The sequence below is a fragment of the Krasilnikovia sp. MM14-A1259 genome (genome assembly GCF_047159535.1).
Lineage (GTDB): Bacteria > Actinomycetota > Actinomycetes > Mycobacteriales > Micromonosporaceae > Actinoplanes.
The window spans coordinates 4,802,793-4,816,394 of sequence record NZ_BAAGAJ010000002.1 but is presented as its reverse complement, the minus strand read 5'-3'; the positions used below and the strand labels follow the sequence as shown (position 1 = coordinate 4,816,394).

At 70.7% G+C, this 13,602-nt stretch carries 14 protein-coding genes; 13 read left to right on the top strand and 1 reads right to left on the bottom strand.

Features of this window, described 5'->3' with window-relative positions; genetic code table 11:
• The first annotated feature begins 154 nt into the window (after nt 1-154).
• From ACMCNK_RS21895 to ACMCNK_RS21840, 12 genes are all read left to right on the top strand, one after another.
• Complete coding sequence (locus ACMCNK_RS21895; protein ID WP_412738252.1) at nt 155-727, top strand: UTRA domain-containing protein; 573 nt, start codon at nt 155-157, stop codon at nt 725-727.
• Nucleotides 724-1,497: a GntR family transcriptional regulator gene (locus ACMCNK_RS21890; RefSeq protein WP_412738251.1), complete on the top strand. Its 774-nt coding sequence runs from the start codon at nt 724-726 to the stop codon at nt 1,495-1,497. The genes ACMCNK_RS21895 and ACMCNK_RS21890 overlap by 4 nt, the downstream gene beginning before the upstream one ends.
• Before the next feature lie 31 nt (nt 1,498-1,528).
• Nucleotides 1,529-2,056, top strand: coding sequence for a flavin reductase family protein (locus tag ACMCNK_RS21885; protein ID WP_412738250.1), 528 nt, complete (start codon nt 1,529-1,531; stop codon nt 2,054-2,056).
• A 117-nt stretch (nt 2,057-2,173) separates the two neighbouring features.
• Entirely contained in the window at nt 2,174-2,536 is a 363-nt protein-coding gene (locus ACMCNK_RS21880; RefSeq protein ID WP_412738249.1) for a DUF485 domain-containing protein, read from the top strand.
• Complete coding sequence (locus ACMCNK_RS21875; RefSeq protein ID WP_412738248.1) at nt 2,536-4,209, top strand: cation acetate symporter; 1,674 nt, start codon at nt 2,536-2,538, stop codon at nt 4,207-4,209. Before ACMCNK_RS21880 ends, ACMCNK_RS21875 begins: the two co-directional genes overlap by 1 nt.
• Nucleotides 4,210-4,267: 58 nt before the next feature.
• Nucleotides 4,268-5,233, top strand: coding sequence for an NAD-dependent epimerase/dehydratase family protein (locus tag ACMCNK_RS21870; protein ID WP_412738247.1), 966 nt, complete (start codon nt 4,268-4,270; stop codon nt 5,231-5,233).
• A gap of 110 nt (nt 5,234-5,343) precedes the next feature.
• The gene (locus tag ACMCNK_RS21865; RefSeq protein WP_412738246.1) at nt 5,344-6,576 is read left to right on the top strand and encodes an LCP family protein; all 1,233 of its coding nucleotides are present in this window, start codon (nt 5,344-5,346) and stop codon (nt 6,574-6,576) included.
• A gap of 184 nt (nt 6,577-6,760) precedes the next feature.
• Complete coding sequence (locus ACMCNK_RS21860) at nt 6,761-7,933, top strand: LCP family protein (RefSeq protein WP_412738245.1); 1,173 nt, start codon at nt 6,761-6,763, stop codon at nt 7,931-7,933.
• 16 nt (nt 7,934-7,949) lie between these two features.
• Nucleotides 7,950-8,285: a rhodanese-like domain-containing protein gene (locus ACMCNK_RS21855; RefSeq protein WP_412738244.1), complete on the top strand. Its 336-nt coding sequence runs from the start codon at nt 7,950-7,952 to the stop codon at nt 8,283-8,285.
• The gene (locus tag ACMCNK_RS21850; RefSeq protein ID WP_412738243.1) at nt 8,282-9,094 is read left to right on the top strand and encodes a glycerophosphodiester phosphodiesterase; all 813 of its coding nucleotides are present in this window, start codon (nt 8,282-8,284) and stop codon (nt 9,092-9,094) included. Before ACMCNK_RS21855 ends, ACMCNK_RS21850 begins: the two co-directional genes overlap by 4 nt.
• Nucleotides 9,095-9,158: 64 nt before the next feature.
• The gene (locus ACMCNK_RS21845) at nt 9,159-10,370 is read left to right on the top strand and encodes a sensor histidine kinase (RefSeq protein WP_412738242.1); all 1,212 of its coding nucleotides are present in this window, start codon (nt 9,159-9,161) and stop codon (nt 10,368-10,370) included.
• Nucleotides 10,371-10,460: 90 nt separating this feature from the next.
• Complete coding sequence (locus ACMCNK_RS21840; protein ID WP_412738241.1) at nt 10,461-11,336, top strand: DUF5926 family protein; 876 nt, start codon at nt 10,461-10,463, stop codon at nt 11,334-11,336.
• Here ACMCNK_RS21840 and ACMCNK_RS21835 read toward each other — a convergent pair.
• A complete protein-coding gene (locus ACMCNK_RS21835; protein WP_412738240.1) occupies nt 11,323-12,543 on the bottom strand; it encodes an arginine deiminase in 1,221 nt (406 codons plus the stop codon). The two genes, ACMCNK_RS21840 and ACMCNK_RS21835, sit on opposite strands and share 14 nt — an antisense overlap.
• A gap of 383 nt (nt 12,544-12,926) precedes the next feature.
• On the opposite strand from ACMCNK_RS21835, the gene ACMCNK_RS21830 reads away from it, so the two are divergent.
• Nucleotides 12,927-13,577 (top strand): hypothetical protein, encoded by a 651-nt coding sequence (locus ACMCNK_RS21830; protein WP_412740946.1) that lies wholly within the window; start codon nt 12,927-12,929, stop codon nt 13,575-13,577.
• The last annotated feature ends 25 nt before the right edge of the window (nt 13,578-13,602 follow it).

Sequence of the window (13,602 nt, the reverse complement as noted above, 5' to 3'; positions counted from 1 at the left end):
TAGGCCGAGTCGCGACGCACCACCCGGTTCTCCCCGCCGCCGCAGAGACGAACCTCGGTACGTCGGTGCGGAACTGAGGTAATACGTTACACAAATTGTGTAATGATGGATCGACTGCCACCCGAACGAGCGCACGTTCGCTGGATCAGGCAGCATGACCCCGAGGCGGGAGGCGATGGCGATGACGGACCAGCGCGGCGGCACGACGTCCGATCCGTACGTGAGCCCAGGCAACGGCAATGCCTGGTCGGCGGACGCGGCCGCGCTCGGCAAGGTCGGCGGACAACGCCTTCTCGACGTCGCGGTGACCGCGGACGTTCCCGAGGCCGTACGCGCGGCCCTCGGCCTAGACGCAGCCGACGAGGTTGTTCGCCGACGGCGCCTGATGCTGCTGGACGACCGTCCGGTGGAGATTGCCACCTCGTTCTATCCCGCCTCGATCGCCGCCGACACCGACCTCGCCCGGCCCGGCAAGATCCGTGGCGGCGCAGTGGCGGCGCTCGCTGCGCTCGGGCATGCGCCCGCCGAAGTCTTCGAGCAGATCACGGCACGACACCCGGAGGTCGACGAGGCGGAGATCCTCGGAACCGACGTGCACGAACCGATCCTCGTGCTGACCCGGACCAACGTGGATGCCCTGGGGATGCCCGTGGAGCACGCGGTCAACTGCATGGTCGCGCGGCTGAACGGACCCCTGTCCTATCGAATGCGACGATCGACTTCGTGACCTCTCCGGTAAGTGACGACGGGGTTCGATCGCGCCAGCGTCAACTGGCCGGCGATTTGCGTGCCCTCATCCTGTCCGGCGACATCGCGCCGGGTGCACGACTGCCGAGCACTGCCGAGCTCACCCGCCGGTACGGCGTGAACAACATGAGCGTGACCCGCGCACTGGCCGTCCTCAAGGCTGAAGGCCTGGTCGAGGGCCAACGCGGCCGGGCCGTACTGGCCACGGATCGCCGCCCCTTGGTCGTCCGTGCCAGTCACTATCCGCAGCCCGCGTCGCCGGGTGAGCCGTACCCGTGGATCTCGGAGAACGCTGCGGGCGGCAGATCGGGCTCGTCGACGCTGATCGAGGTGGGGGAGCGACCCGCGCCGGCCCAGGTGGCTGCAGCTTTCGGCATTGCGCCGGAAGATCCGGTCGTACTCCGGCATCAGCTTCTGCTCCTGGACGATCGGCCGGCCGAGTTGGTGTGGTCGCACTATCCGGTGGACATCGCCCGAGGGACGGACCTCGCGGATCACCGCCGAATCAAGGGCGGTTCGCCGGCGACTCTGGCATCGCTGGGCCATCCACTGCGGAACGCGGTTGACCAGGTGTCGGCACGTTTTGCCACCGTTGCCGAGTTCGTCGCCTTGCGCCTGCCCGAGGACGTCCCGGTCCTGCGGCAGTTCCGGGTGGCATTCGATCACGCCGGGCGCGCGGTCGAGGCAACCATCATGATCAAATCTGCTCAGCAGTATGAGGTGCAGTACGACCTGCCGGAACCGGCCTGATCCGGTCGGCGCGAGCGGCCACAATGGTGCGGTGCAGCCGATCGAGCCCGGGGCGGAGATCCATTCCACGGATCCGTTCGCCACTCCCCAGCAGGAGCGTTCGCCGCTGCGCCGGTTGCGTGGCCGTCTTGCCGCCCCGGTCACCCTGTGGACCGCGCCGGGACCGGCCGGCCTGACCGTGTCCTCGCTGGTCGTGGCGGACGGCGAGCCGGGCCGGATCGTGGGCCTGGTGGACGAGGAGAGCGACTTCTGGGACGCCCTGTCGGCGGCGGGCCGGTTCGCGGTCACCGCGCTGGAGGCGGATGACCAGCAGCTGGCCGACCGGTTCGCGGGCCTCATGCCGGCGCCCGGCGGGCTGTTCACGCAGGGTTCCTGGGAGCAGACCGATTACGGTCCGGTTCCGGCCGGGGCGCGGACGTGGGCGGCGTGCCGTCTGGAGGGCGCGCGGCCGTGCGGCTGGGCGCTGCTGGTCGAGGCGACCGTCGAGACGGTACGGCTGGATGCCGTTCCGGACCCGCTCGTCCACTTTCGTGGCCGGTACCGTCGCCTGGCGGACTGACCGGTCGGCGCACAGAGGGGTTCATTCGGCGCAGGTCCCGGCCGACGTCCCCCACCTGACTCTTTCTCCTTCGTACGGTGCGCGAAAGACCCGCCCCCACGAAGGTGGTGAGCCACGTTGACCACGGAATTGACACCTGACGAACCGACGACTGCCAGCCCGGAGCCGCTGGACCGGTACGTCGCCGTTCAGCAGTCCGCGGAGTTCGGGGAGCTGCGGCACCGGCTGCGCCGCTTCATCTTCCCGACCACGATCGCGTTCTTCGCCTGGTACGCGCTGTACGTGCTGCTGTCGGCGTACGCCCGGGATTTCATGAGCATCAAGATCATCGGCAACATCAACGTCGCGCTGGTGTTCGGGCTGCTCCAGTTCGTCTCCACGTTCCTGATCGCCTGGTACTACGCCCGGTACGCGGCCCGGAAGCTGGACCCGATGGCCGACAGCATCCGCGCCGACATGGAGAGCGGGGAGGTGGCGTGATGGCGACGCACCTTCTTGCCGCGGAGGCGACGTCGTCGACCTCCCGTACGCTGACGATCACGCTTTTCCTGGTCTTCGTAGCGATCACCCTGGGCATCACGGTGTGGGCGAGCCGGCAGACCAGGACCGCGACGGACTTCTACGCGGGTGGCCGGTCGTTCTCCGGTTTCCAGAACGGCATGGCGATCGGCGGGGACTACATGTCGGCCGCGTCGTTCCTGGGCATCGCGGGCCTGATCGCGCTGTACGGCTACGACGGCTTCCTCTACTCGATCGGCTTCCTGGTCGCCTGGCTGGTGGCGCTGCTGCTGGTCGCGGAGTTCCTGCGCAACTCGGGCCGGTACACGATGGCCGACGTGCTGGCGTTCCGGATGCGGCAGCGGCCGGTGCGCACCGCGGCGTCGGTCTCCACGATCGCGGTGTCGATCTTCTACCTGATCGCCCAGATGGTCGGCGCGGGCGCGCTGGTCAGTCTGCTGCTGGGGATCAAGGCGGACACGACGTTCCTGGGCATGGACGCGGACACCGCCAAGGTCGCCACGATCATCCTGGTCGGCGCGCTGATGATCATTTACGTGGTGGTCGGCGGCATGAAGGGCACCACGTACGTACAGATCGTCAAGGCGGTCATGCTGATGTCCGGCGCGCTGGTGATGACGCTGCTGGTGCTGGCGCACTACAGGTTCAACCTGTCCACCCTGCTGGGCGACGCCGCGAAGGCGTCCGGCAAGGGCGACGCGTTCCTCGAACCGGGCCTGCGGTACGGCGTCGAGAAGGCCACCGCGCTGGACACGTTCTACAGCAAGATGGACCTGTTCTCGCTCGGCATCGCGCTGGTGCTGGGCACGGCCGGGCTGCCGCACATCCTGACCCGGTTTTATACCGTTCCGACCAGCCGTACCGCGCGCAAGAGCGTGCTGTGGGCCATCGGCATCATCGGCACCTTTTATCTGTTCACGCTGGCGCTCGGGTTCGGGGCGGCGGCCCTGGTGGGTGGCAAGGAAATCGTCGCCCAGGACAAGGCCGGTAACACCGCGGCCCCGCAGCTCGCCCAAGCGCTCGGCATCGACTACTTCGGCGGCCAGACCGGCGGGGCAGTCCTGCTGGCGATCATCGCGGCGGTCGCTTTCGCCACGATCCTCGCGGTGGTCGCGGGCCTGACCCTGGCGTCGTCGTCGAGCGTGGCGCACGACTTCTACGCGAACGTGGTGCGTAGGGGGACCGCGTCCGAGCGCGACGAGGTCCGGGTGGCCCGGATCGCGGCGCTGGTCATCGGCGCGGTGGCCATCGGGTTGTCGATCTACGCCCAGTCCCTGAACGTGGCGTTCCTGGTGGCGCTGGCGTTCGCGGTGGCCGCATCGGCCAACCTGCCCGCGATCCTGTACAGCCTGTTCTGGTCCCGGTTCAACACCTCCGGTGCCCTGTGGGCGATCTACGGCGGCCTGACCTCGGCGATCGTGCTGGTGTTCTTCTCGCCGGTGGTGTCCGGCTCGCCGACCGCGATGTTCCCGGAGCACGACTGGCACTGGTTCCCGCTGAACAACCCGGGCATCATCTCCATCCCCTTCGGGTTCTTCTGCGGCTGGCTCGGCACGGTGATCTCCGCGGAGCGGGACGCCGTCAAGTACGCCGAACTGGAGGTCCGGTCCCTGACCGGTCACGGCGCGCACTGACCGACGGGCCGGGGCCGGTGCGCGGTCCGCACCGGCCCCGGTCGCTATCGTGTCCGGCATGGCAGTCACGCAGAGGTACGGCCCCGGGCATCGGATTCTGGTCAGCGGCGGCGGCGGGTTCGTCCCCTCGCACGTGGTGGACGCGCTCCTGGCGCGCGGCTGCACCGTGGTCGCGATCGACAACTTCGTGACCGGTTCCCGCGACAACGTGGCCCACCTCGCCGCCGAGCCCCGCTTCACGCTCATCGAGGCGGACCTGACCGACGGCCTGCCGCGGCACCCGGCGCTGGCGGACCGGTTCGACGCGATCCTGCACATGGCGTCACCGGCCAGCCCCACCGACTTCGCGAAGCTGCCGATGGAGATCCTCAAGGTCGGTTCGATCGGCACCATGGCCCTGCTGGACCGCGCGGTCGCCGACGCGGCCCGCTTCCTGATGGCCTCCACCTCGGAGGCGTACGGCGACCCTCTCGTGCACCCGCAGCCCGAGTCGTACTGGGGCAACGTCAACCCGATCGGCGTGCGCGCGGTCTACGACGAGTCGAAGCGGTTCTCCGAGGCCGCCACGATGGCGTACCACCGGTACCACGGCCTGGACACGGCCATCGTGCGGATCTTCAACACGTACGGGCCGCGGATGCGCCCGGACGACGGCCGCGCCATCCCGACGTTCATCAGCCAGGCGCTGCGCGGCGTGGCGCTGACCGTGCACGGCAGCGGCACCCAGACTCGTTCGATCACGTACGTGGACGACCTGGTCCGCGGCATTCTGCTGCTGCTCGACTCGACCCAGACCGGCCCGATCAACTGTGGCACCGAGCACGAGCTGACCATGCTCGACCTGGCCCGGCTCATCGTCGAGCTGTCCGGCAGCAGCTCGCCGATCGAGCTGGTCCCGCGTACCGCGGATGACCCGGAGAAGCGCCGGCCGGACCTCACGCTGGCCCGCACGCTGCTCGGATACGAGCCGCAGGTGGGGCCCGAGGAGGGGCTGCGCCGCACGATCGACTTCTTCAGAGACTGAGCATTTCCGGCGCGTAGTGAACTTCTCACTGAGCGTAATTGTCTCCTCCCTTCGTGCCGACCCAGTGTTGATGCCCTAAATGCCTGGTTGCGGATACGTAACCTGAAACCATGCCAGCGACCACGTCCTCCTACGGCTCCGGCCGCGCCTCCGTTCCGGGTTCCAGCCGCCCCGGCGGCAGCCGTACGTCGGGGCGCGCCGGGGTGCCCGGCGCGTACCGCGAGCGCGTGTCCCATCCCGGCGGACGGGACGACTGGGCCAGCGGCCCCGCGGGGCCCGGCGGCCCGCCGCCGCGCGGACCGGGCCGGGGGGACGGGCCGGGGCGGCCGTACCGGCGGGGGCCGAAGCCGCGTTGGGGCCGGATCGCCCTGGTCGCCGGCATCGGCGTCATCGTCATCGGCCTGATCGCGACCGTCACGCTGTACGGCTACGCGAACGGCCTGGACAAGGACCTGAAGCGGACGAACGCGTTCGACCAGCTCACCAACGGGCGCCCGGCCAAACTGGTCAAGGGGGCGCTGAACATCCTGCTGGTCGGCAGCGACTCCCGCGACCCGGACGCGGCCAAGGACACCACCAACGCGTGGCGCGCGGACACCCTGATCCTCATGCACATCCCGGAGGACCACGGCTCGGCGCAGCTCGTGTCGATCCCCCGCGACCTGTACGTCCCGATCCCCTCCGCCAACGACGCGCCCTGCAGCAGCGGAGCCCGCAACAAGATCAACGCCTCGTTCGCGTTCGGAGGTCTGCCGCGCGCGGTCCGCACGGTCGAGTGCTTCACCGACGTACACATCGACCACGTGCTGGCGATCGACTTCGGCGGCTTCAAGGAGGTCACGGACGCGCTCGGCGGGGTCGACCTCAAGGTCGAGCAGACCATCACATCGATCCACAAGCCGCACCGGGTGTTCACCAAGGGCACCATGCACATGAACGGCGCGGAGGCGCTGGACTGGATCCGGCAGCGCAAGCAGTTCGCCCGCGGCGACTTCGCCCGCATGCAGCACCAGCAGGACTTCCTGAAGGCGCTGATGGACAAGGCCGCCAGCACCGGCACGCTGACCAGCCCCGGCCGGCTCAACGACTTCCTCAAGGCGGTCACCGCGGCGGTCACGGTCGACCAGGACTTCTCGCTCACCGACATGGCGGTGCAGTTCCGCAACGTCCGCAGCGACAAGCTCACGTTCATCACCAGCCCCAATCTGGGCGGGCAGAACGTCGACGGACAGAGCGTCGTGGTCAGCGACCGGGAGAAGGCATTGGCTTTGTACAAGGCCATTTCTGCCGACAAGATGACCGACTGGATGTCTGCGAACCTGCCGAACAAGGCGAACAAGTAGGCACCTGACCGCGTCCCACAGGGGACGCACAGGCTGGGCATTCGGCGCGGGCCGGTGGATACTCACCGCCCGCGCTGATCATGAACGGGATGTTTCCAACAGTTGAAACGCGGGAGGACTCCCGCGACATCGAAGTTGAACGTACAGTGGTCCGGCCCCTGTCCCCGATCTTCTGGAGCCCTGCATGACGGTCGCGCCTCCTCGACGCCCTTTGTCGCAGGAACAGGCCGCCGCACTGCAGAAGGAGCTCGCTGCACTCCGGCGCCCCGCCAAGCGCCGCGACCCGCTGTGGGCACGCCTGACCGTCGTGCTCGGCGCCCTGCTGATGCTGGGCAGCGGAGCGGGCATCGTGGGCAGCAAATGGGTGATCAGCAGCGCCACCTCCGCGATCACCCGCCAGGACCTGATCGGCAATACGAAGAAGGTCTCCGCCAAGGGCACCGACCCGCTCAAGGGCCCCATCGACCTGCTGCTCATGGGTGTCGACGCGCGCAAGCGCTGGGCGGTCGACGACCTGCGCTCCGACACGATCATCGTGCTGCACATCCCGGCAACGCACGACCAGGCATACCTGGTGTCGCTGCCGCGCGATACCCAGGTGCAGGTGCCCGCGTTCGCCAAGAACGGCTACCCGGGCGGGGTCTCCAAGCTCAACGAGGCGTTCTTCCACGGCGCCCAGAACGGCGGCGGCTGGGCCGGCGGCGCGCAGCTGCTGGCGCAGACCATCAAGGCCAACACCGGGATGAGCTTCGACGGCGCCGCGATCATCGACTTCGGCGGTTTCCGCAGCGTCATCGAGGCGCTCGGCGGCGTACGCATGTGTGTCGACCAGCGGGTCAAGTCGCACCACATGGTGTGGGTCGACGGCAAGCCGTTGTTCCTCGCGGACGCCCGCAAGACCGGCAAGCCCATGAAGCCGATCTGGCACGAGGTCGGCTGCAAGGACATGGAGGGCTGGGAGGCGCTCGACTACTCCCGCCAGCGGTACGGGCTGAAGAACGGCGACTACGACCGGCAGCGCCACCAGCAGCAGCTCATCAAGGCGATGGCGAAGAAGGCCAGCAGCAGCGGGGTGCTGACCAACCCGCTCAAGGTCAGCGAGCTGATCAAGGCGGCGGGCAAGGCGTTCGTGCTCGACACCGGCGGGGTGCCGGTGGAGGACTTCATCTTCGGGCTCAAGGGCATCGCCGCCAACGACCTCGTGCTGCTGCGCACGAACAAGGGCACGTTCGCGGGCAACAACGAGGGCCGGGAGACCATCACCCCCGAAAGCATGGAGATGTTCAAGGCCGTCCAGCAGGACAAGCTCGGCGACTTCGTCATCAACCACCCGGATGTCATCGCGAACGAGAAATAGCCCTAGGCTGAGAAACGTGTTCGGACCCCAGGTACCCAGCGTGACCGCCGCCGACGTCGAGCCCGGCGCCTACCTGCTCGACGTGCGCGAGCCCGACGAATGGACTGCCGGGCACGCCCCGGGCGCCCACCACGTACCGATGATGGAGATCCCGGCGCGGATGGCCGACATCCCCACGGACGGCGACGTGGTCGTGGTGTGCCGGTCCGGCGGCCGTTCCGGCCAGGTGGTGTCGTACCTGTCCGGCAACGGGTGGGACAACGTCCGCAACCTCGACGGCGGCATGCAGTCCTGGGCGGCGGTCGGCCGCGACATGGTCAGCGAGAACGGTCAGCCGGCCCGCGTCCTGTGAGCGCCCGACGTCCCCTGGTGTTCGCGCACCGCGGTTCCTCCGAGGCGCTGCCCGAGCACACGCTCGCCGCGTACCTGCGGGCACTCGACGAGGGGGCGGACGGCCTGGAGTGCGACGTCCGGCTGACCCGCGACGGGCACCTGGTGTGCGTGCACGACCGCCGGCTGGGCCGCACCAGCAACGGCCGCGGCCTGGTCAGCGGCAAGACCCTCGCTGAGCTGGACGCGCTCGACTTCGGCTCGTGGCACCCCTCGGCCGGTGACGACCCCCTGGACGACCCGCCGGACCCCGACCGCACCCGCCTGCTGACACTGGACCGGCTGCTCAGCGCGGTGCGCGACAGCGGCCGCCGGGTCCGCCTGCTGGTGGAGACCAAGCACCCGTCCCGGTACGGCGCCGACGTGGAACGCCGCCTCGTCGAGCTGCTGCGCCGCCACGACCTCGCCGACCCGCGCCCGGGCGACCCCGTTCAGGTGACCGTCATGTCGTTCGCCGCGCTCGCGTTGCGGCGGATCCGGACGCTCGCCCCGGGGCTGCCGACCGTGTACCTGCTGGAGATCCTGCCGCCGGGGGTGAGCCGGGGCCGGCTGCCGTTCGGCGCGCGGATCGCCGGGCCGGGCGTGAGTCTGCTGCGCACCCGGCCCCAGCTCGTACCGGCGCTGCGGGCGGCCGGGCACGCCACGTACGTGTGGACCGTGAACACCGCGGACGAGCTCGACCTGGCGATCGCCCAGGGGGTCGACGGGGTGATCAGCGACCGGCCACGGTACGTGCTGGACCGCCTCGGCGCGGACGGCCCGTCCGAGTGACAATGGTGCCAAGATCCACCAGCCGCCCTGCCGAAATTTCCGGAACCGAGGCACACTCGCAGACATGCCCCACCCACCCGACTACGTCGCGCTGACCCGGGGACAACTGGCCGTCCTCGATCGGATCAACGCCGGCGCGGCGGGCGTCGCCGTACTCGACGAGGTCGTGCGGCTGGCCCGCCAGGTGCTCGGCGGTGCGGGTGCGGGCTTCGCCGAGTACGGCCCGGGCCACGGCCGGATCATCGCCGCGTGCGGCACCTGCGCCTGCGCGCTGGGCCGCCGGGTGCACCGCGCGGACGCCGAGCTGGAGCGGCACCGCAGCATGCTCATCACGCTGACCGCGCTCAGCGACGAGTTCGCCCGGCCGCCCGGCGACGACGCGGAGAACTGCCGCGTCCTTGCGGCCCGCGCGGACGCCGCGGGCGCGATCGTCGGCGCCCTGTACGTGTATTTCTCCGCGGACGCCGAACCGCCCGGCCCGGAGCAGCAGGCCGTGCTGGAGCTGCTGGCCACGCTGGCCGGGCGGCTGTACACCCACCCCAACGGCCTGCCCGCGTACGGCGACGACACCGATCCCGCCGAGCTGGCCCGCCGCCAGGAGGACCGCGACCTGTTCGTCGCCGTCACCAGCCACGAGCTGCGCACCCCCGTCACCGTGATCAAGGGGTACGCGGACACCATGACGAACCACTGGGACTCCCTCGACGAGTGCGGGCGCCAGGAAGCGGCTCGCGTCATCGGGGTCCGGGCCGGTGAGCTCTCCCGCCTGGTGGACCGGCTGCTCGCCGCGACCAGCGAGGACACCGACGTCAGCGGTTCCCCGCCCGGCCCGTTCGACCTGGTCGAGGCGTTGCGTCAGGCCGCTGCGGAACTGCCCGCCGATCTGCGCCGCCGGATCGTCCTCGACGACCTGCCCGCCGAGCTGCCCAAGGCGTACGGCGACCGCGCCACCCTGGCCACGATCCTGACCGAACTGGCCACGAACGCGGACAAGTACTCGCCCGCCAACACGCCCGTCGAGGTACGGGCCGAGGCTGACGAGCAGACCGTGACGTTCCGGGTCTGCGACCGCGGCGTCGGGATCGCGCCCGAGCACGTCGAGCGTGCCTTCGAGCGGTACTGGCAGGGCGATTCCGGCGATCGGCGCCGACCTCCCGGTGCCGGCCTGGGTCTCTATCTGGTGCGCCGGATCGTGGAACGGCAGCGCGGCTGGGTCGCCCTGCGCCCGCGCGAAGGCGGCGGCACGCTCGCCGAGGTCCGCCTGCCCCGCAGCTGAGTGCGTCGGGGCCGCCGCGCGGTGCGGCGCGGCCGACACGGGTGGGCCGATTCACCGCCGGGCCCGGCGCACCGCCTACGCTGATGCGCCATGAGCAAGCGTCGAAAGGGCCCGCAGACCGAGCCCAAGCGCCAGAAGGTGCGCGACATCTTCGTCGCGCGGCCGTTCGAGGGCCTCGCGGACGAGCCGGAGTGGATCGCGCTGCGCGAGCTGGTCCCGGCCGCCTCGGCGCCGCTGCGCCTCAAGCCCGAGGTCGCCGCGGAGTACGGCGACCGCCCGGTCACCCTGTCCACGGTGCTGCCGATGGCGTGGCCCGCGATGATCCGCCGCGACGGCGAGGTGTTCGTGGGGTTGCAGCGGCACGTCCAGTCCGGTGACGTCTCCCGCGACCTCGCGGTCGCGATCCTGTGCGCGCTGCGTACCGAGCCGGGGGAGAACGTGGCCGTGCCCGCCCTGCCCGGGTCCGGACCGCGGCTGCAGGACATCCTCGACGACGGCCCGCTGGACGTGACGCTGCACCTGGGCTTCGAGTACTGGCTGGATGCCGAGCAGGCCGACGACCCGAACGTGGTGGCGTCGCTGGAGCGCGCGAACGCGTCGATCTACCCCACGGAACGGCTGGCCGCCGCGCCCGCCGCGTACTGGTGCCGGGTGCCGGACAAGGCACACGTGCGCTGGGTCATGCCCGACGAGGAGGACGCCGCGCTGGACGCGCTGGCCCGCCTGTCGGCCGCGGGCGAGCTGGCCCTGGGGGAGGCGACCCGGTTCGCGGGCATGTTCCGGGCGCACGGTCTGCTCGTGCCGGTATGGGACGTGCCGCGCGAGCCCGAGGCGGCCGACTGGGAGGCCCCGCTGGCCGACTTCGCGAAGCGCTACCGGGACATCCTGGCGGACACCACGCCGCTGGACGCGGCGGCCCGGCGGGCCAAGCAGGGCCTCGTCGGCCGCCAGCTCACGCTCCGGTAGTCCCTGGGGTCGGGATCCGGGCGATCGGGCAGCTCATGCACCTCGGCCCGCCACGCCCGGAGCCCAGCTCCGAACCGCTGATCGCGATGACCTCGATGCCCGCGCGCTCCAGCTGGGCGTTCGTCTCGACGTTGCGCTCGTACGCGACGCACAACCGGGGCGCGAGTGCCAGGGTGTTGTTCCCGTCGTCCCACTGCTCGCGTTCGGCGGTGACCGGGTCGAGGCCGGTGTCGATGACGCGCAGCCGGTCGATGCCCATGGCTTTCGCCGCCGCGGCCAGGAACGGCTCCGGCCCGGTCGCTTCGGGCTCGCCTTCCGGCCCGGCCGTGACCCGGTACGCCTGCAGCGTGTCCGCCACGTTCGGGTACATCACCACCGCGTCGACGTCCACCATCGTGCACACCGTGTCCAGGTGCATGGTCGCCCGCTCCTGGGCGATCGGCACCGCGAGGATGGTGTGCGCGAGCCCGGCGGCGAAGACCCGGTGGGCGAGCCGCTCCGCCCCGGCCGGCGTGGTCCGCTCGCCGACCCCGACGGCCAGTACGCCCGGGGCGAGCAGCAGGACGTCGCCGCCTTCCACGTGCTCCAGCTCGGGGGTGTAGAGCAGCTCGGTGCCCGCGAACCGCGGATGGTGCCGGTAGATCGCCCCGGTCAGGGTGGTCTCCCGGCGGCGGGCCGGCATGGCGAGGCTGGTGACCGCGACCCGGTCGCGTACCCAGACCGATGAGTCGCGGGTGAACAGCAGGTTGGGCAGCGGGTCGATAACGAAGTCGTGGGAGTCCATGAGCTGGTAGACCAGCCCGCCGGGCCGGCCCGGCCCGGGCTTGACCTCCTCGTGGGCGAGGCCCGCCATGAGCACCCGGGCCAGCTCGGGCGGGCCCAGGTCGGCGAGGTGGGCGGCGACCCGGTGGCGGAGGATGTCACCCAGCCGAGGGGTGTCCAGCACGTCGGCGGTCAGCGCGGCCCGCGCCTCGGGCACCGCGAGCGTCTCGGCCAGCAGCTCGCCCAGGTACAACACCTCGATCCCGCGTGCGCGCAGGGCCTCCGCGAACGCGTCGTGCTCCTCCTGGGCACGCCCCACCCACGGGATCGCATCGAAGAGCAGTGAGTCGTTGTTCCGCGGGGTCAGGCGGGCCAGTTCCGGCCCCGGCCGGTGCAGCAGCACGGTACGCAGCGGGCTGACCTCACTGTCCACGTGGCCGGTCACAGGCCCGAGCCTAGGCCACCTCGAACGGCAGACCGGTACGCGCCGCGGTGAGCGGGTTACGGTGTGCGTCGAAATCGTGGGACAGGGCTGCGCTCCCAACGTAGGCAAGGCTAACTTGGTGGCGACGTACCGAGTCCAGGGGGGAGAACGAGGCGCAACATGCAGCATGAGCAAGAAGAGGCCGGGCATGAATGCGGCATTCATCCCCACTCACTCCGCTTTCAGTCCCGTTGGATGTCTTGCTTCTGTGTGGGGTTGAACACCTACCGTAGTGACAAGAGAGCCCGATGGACCTTTTGCCGGAGGTCGCAGTGACTGTCTTCTCCGCCCGCCCCGCCGCCCTGCCCGTCCCCAGCAAAGCCCTGGCCCCGGTTCGGGGGCCGATGCACGACGCGCCACCCACGGCGCTCGAGGTACCCCGGGTCAGCCCGTTCGACTGGGCGCGCCGCCGCCGCGCCGAGCGGGACGCCCGCCGCTTGGAGGCCGCGGGTGCCCGCGCACTCACCCGCCTCGACCGGCTCGGCCCCGCGTGGCACATCGTCGACTGGCCGCGCACCGACACCGTGGGCCTGTACGAGCCCGACCCCGCCGACGATCGCGCGGGCTTCCTCGCGATCGGCCCCGGCGGCGTGTACGCGGTCACCGTCGCCGACCACGGCCGCGCCCGGGTGCTCATCGCCGGCGACGTCGTACAGATCAACGGCAAACGCCCGGCGTACGTGACCGGGGCGCGCCGCGACGCGAAGCGGGCCGCCCGCGCGATGTCCGCCGCGGTCGGGCTGTCCGTGCCCGTGAGTCCGGTGCTGGCGTTCGTCGGCTCCGGGGTGATCAGCGTGCACGGCCTGCCGAAGGACTGCCTGGTCGCCACGCACAAGGAGCTCGACCGGCTGCTCATCGCGGGCGGCGCGCGCATCTCCCCGGCGACCGCGGGCAAGCTGTCGGCCATCGCCAGGCGCCCCGGCACCTGGGCGAACGCCCCGTACCGTCCGGCCGGCGACTACCGCTGGCAGGCACCCCGGACGAACGGCCGCTGACAATCGTTCGGCGGGCCCGGTAACG

Bases quoted from the DNA above. Each gene is read 5' to 3' on its own strand.
- ACMCNK_RS21895 (WP_412738252.1), top strand. From the start codon at position 155: ATGACCCCGAGGCGGGAGGCGATGGCGATGACGGACCAGCGCGGCGGC.
- ACMCNK_RS21875 (WP_412738248.1), top strand. From the start codon at position 2,536: ATGGCGACGCACCTTCTTGCCGCGGAGGCGACGTCGTCGACCTCCCGT.
- ACMCNK_RS21845 (WP_412738242.1), top strand. From the start codon at position 9,159: ATGCCCCACCCACCCGACTACGTCGCGCTGACCCGGGGACAACTGGCC.
- ACMCNK_RS21830 (WP_412740946.1), top strand. From the start codon at position 12,927: ATGCACGACGCGCCACCCACGGCGCTCGAGGTACCCCGGGTCAGCCCG.
- ACMCNK_RS21865 (WP_412738246.1), top strand. From the start codon at position 5,344: ATGCCAGCGACCACGTCCTCCTACGGCTCCGGCCGCGCCTCCGTTCCG.
- ACMCNK_RS21870 (WP_412738247.1), top strand. From the start codon at position 4,268: ATGGCAGTCACGCAGAGGTACGGCCCCGGGCATCGGATTCTGGTCAGC.
- ACMCNK_RS21860 (WP_412738245.1), top strand. From the start codon at position 6,761: ATGACGGTCGCGCCTCCTCGACGCCCTTTGTCGCAGGAACAGGCCGCC.
- ACMCNK_RS21840 (WP_412738241.1), top strand. From the start codon at position 10,461: ATGAGCAAGCGTCGAAAGGGCCCGCAGACCGAGCCCAAGCGCCAGAAG.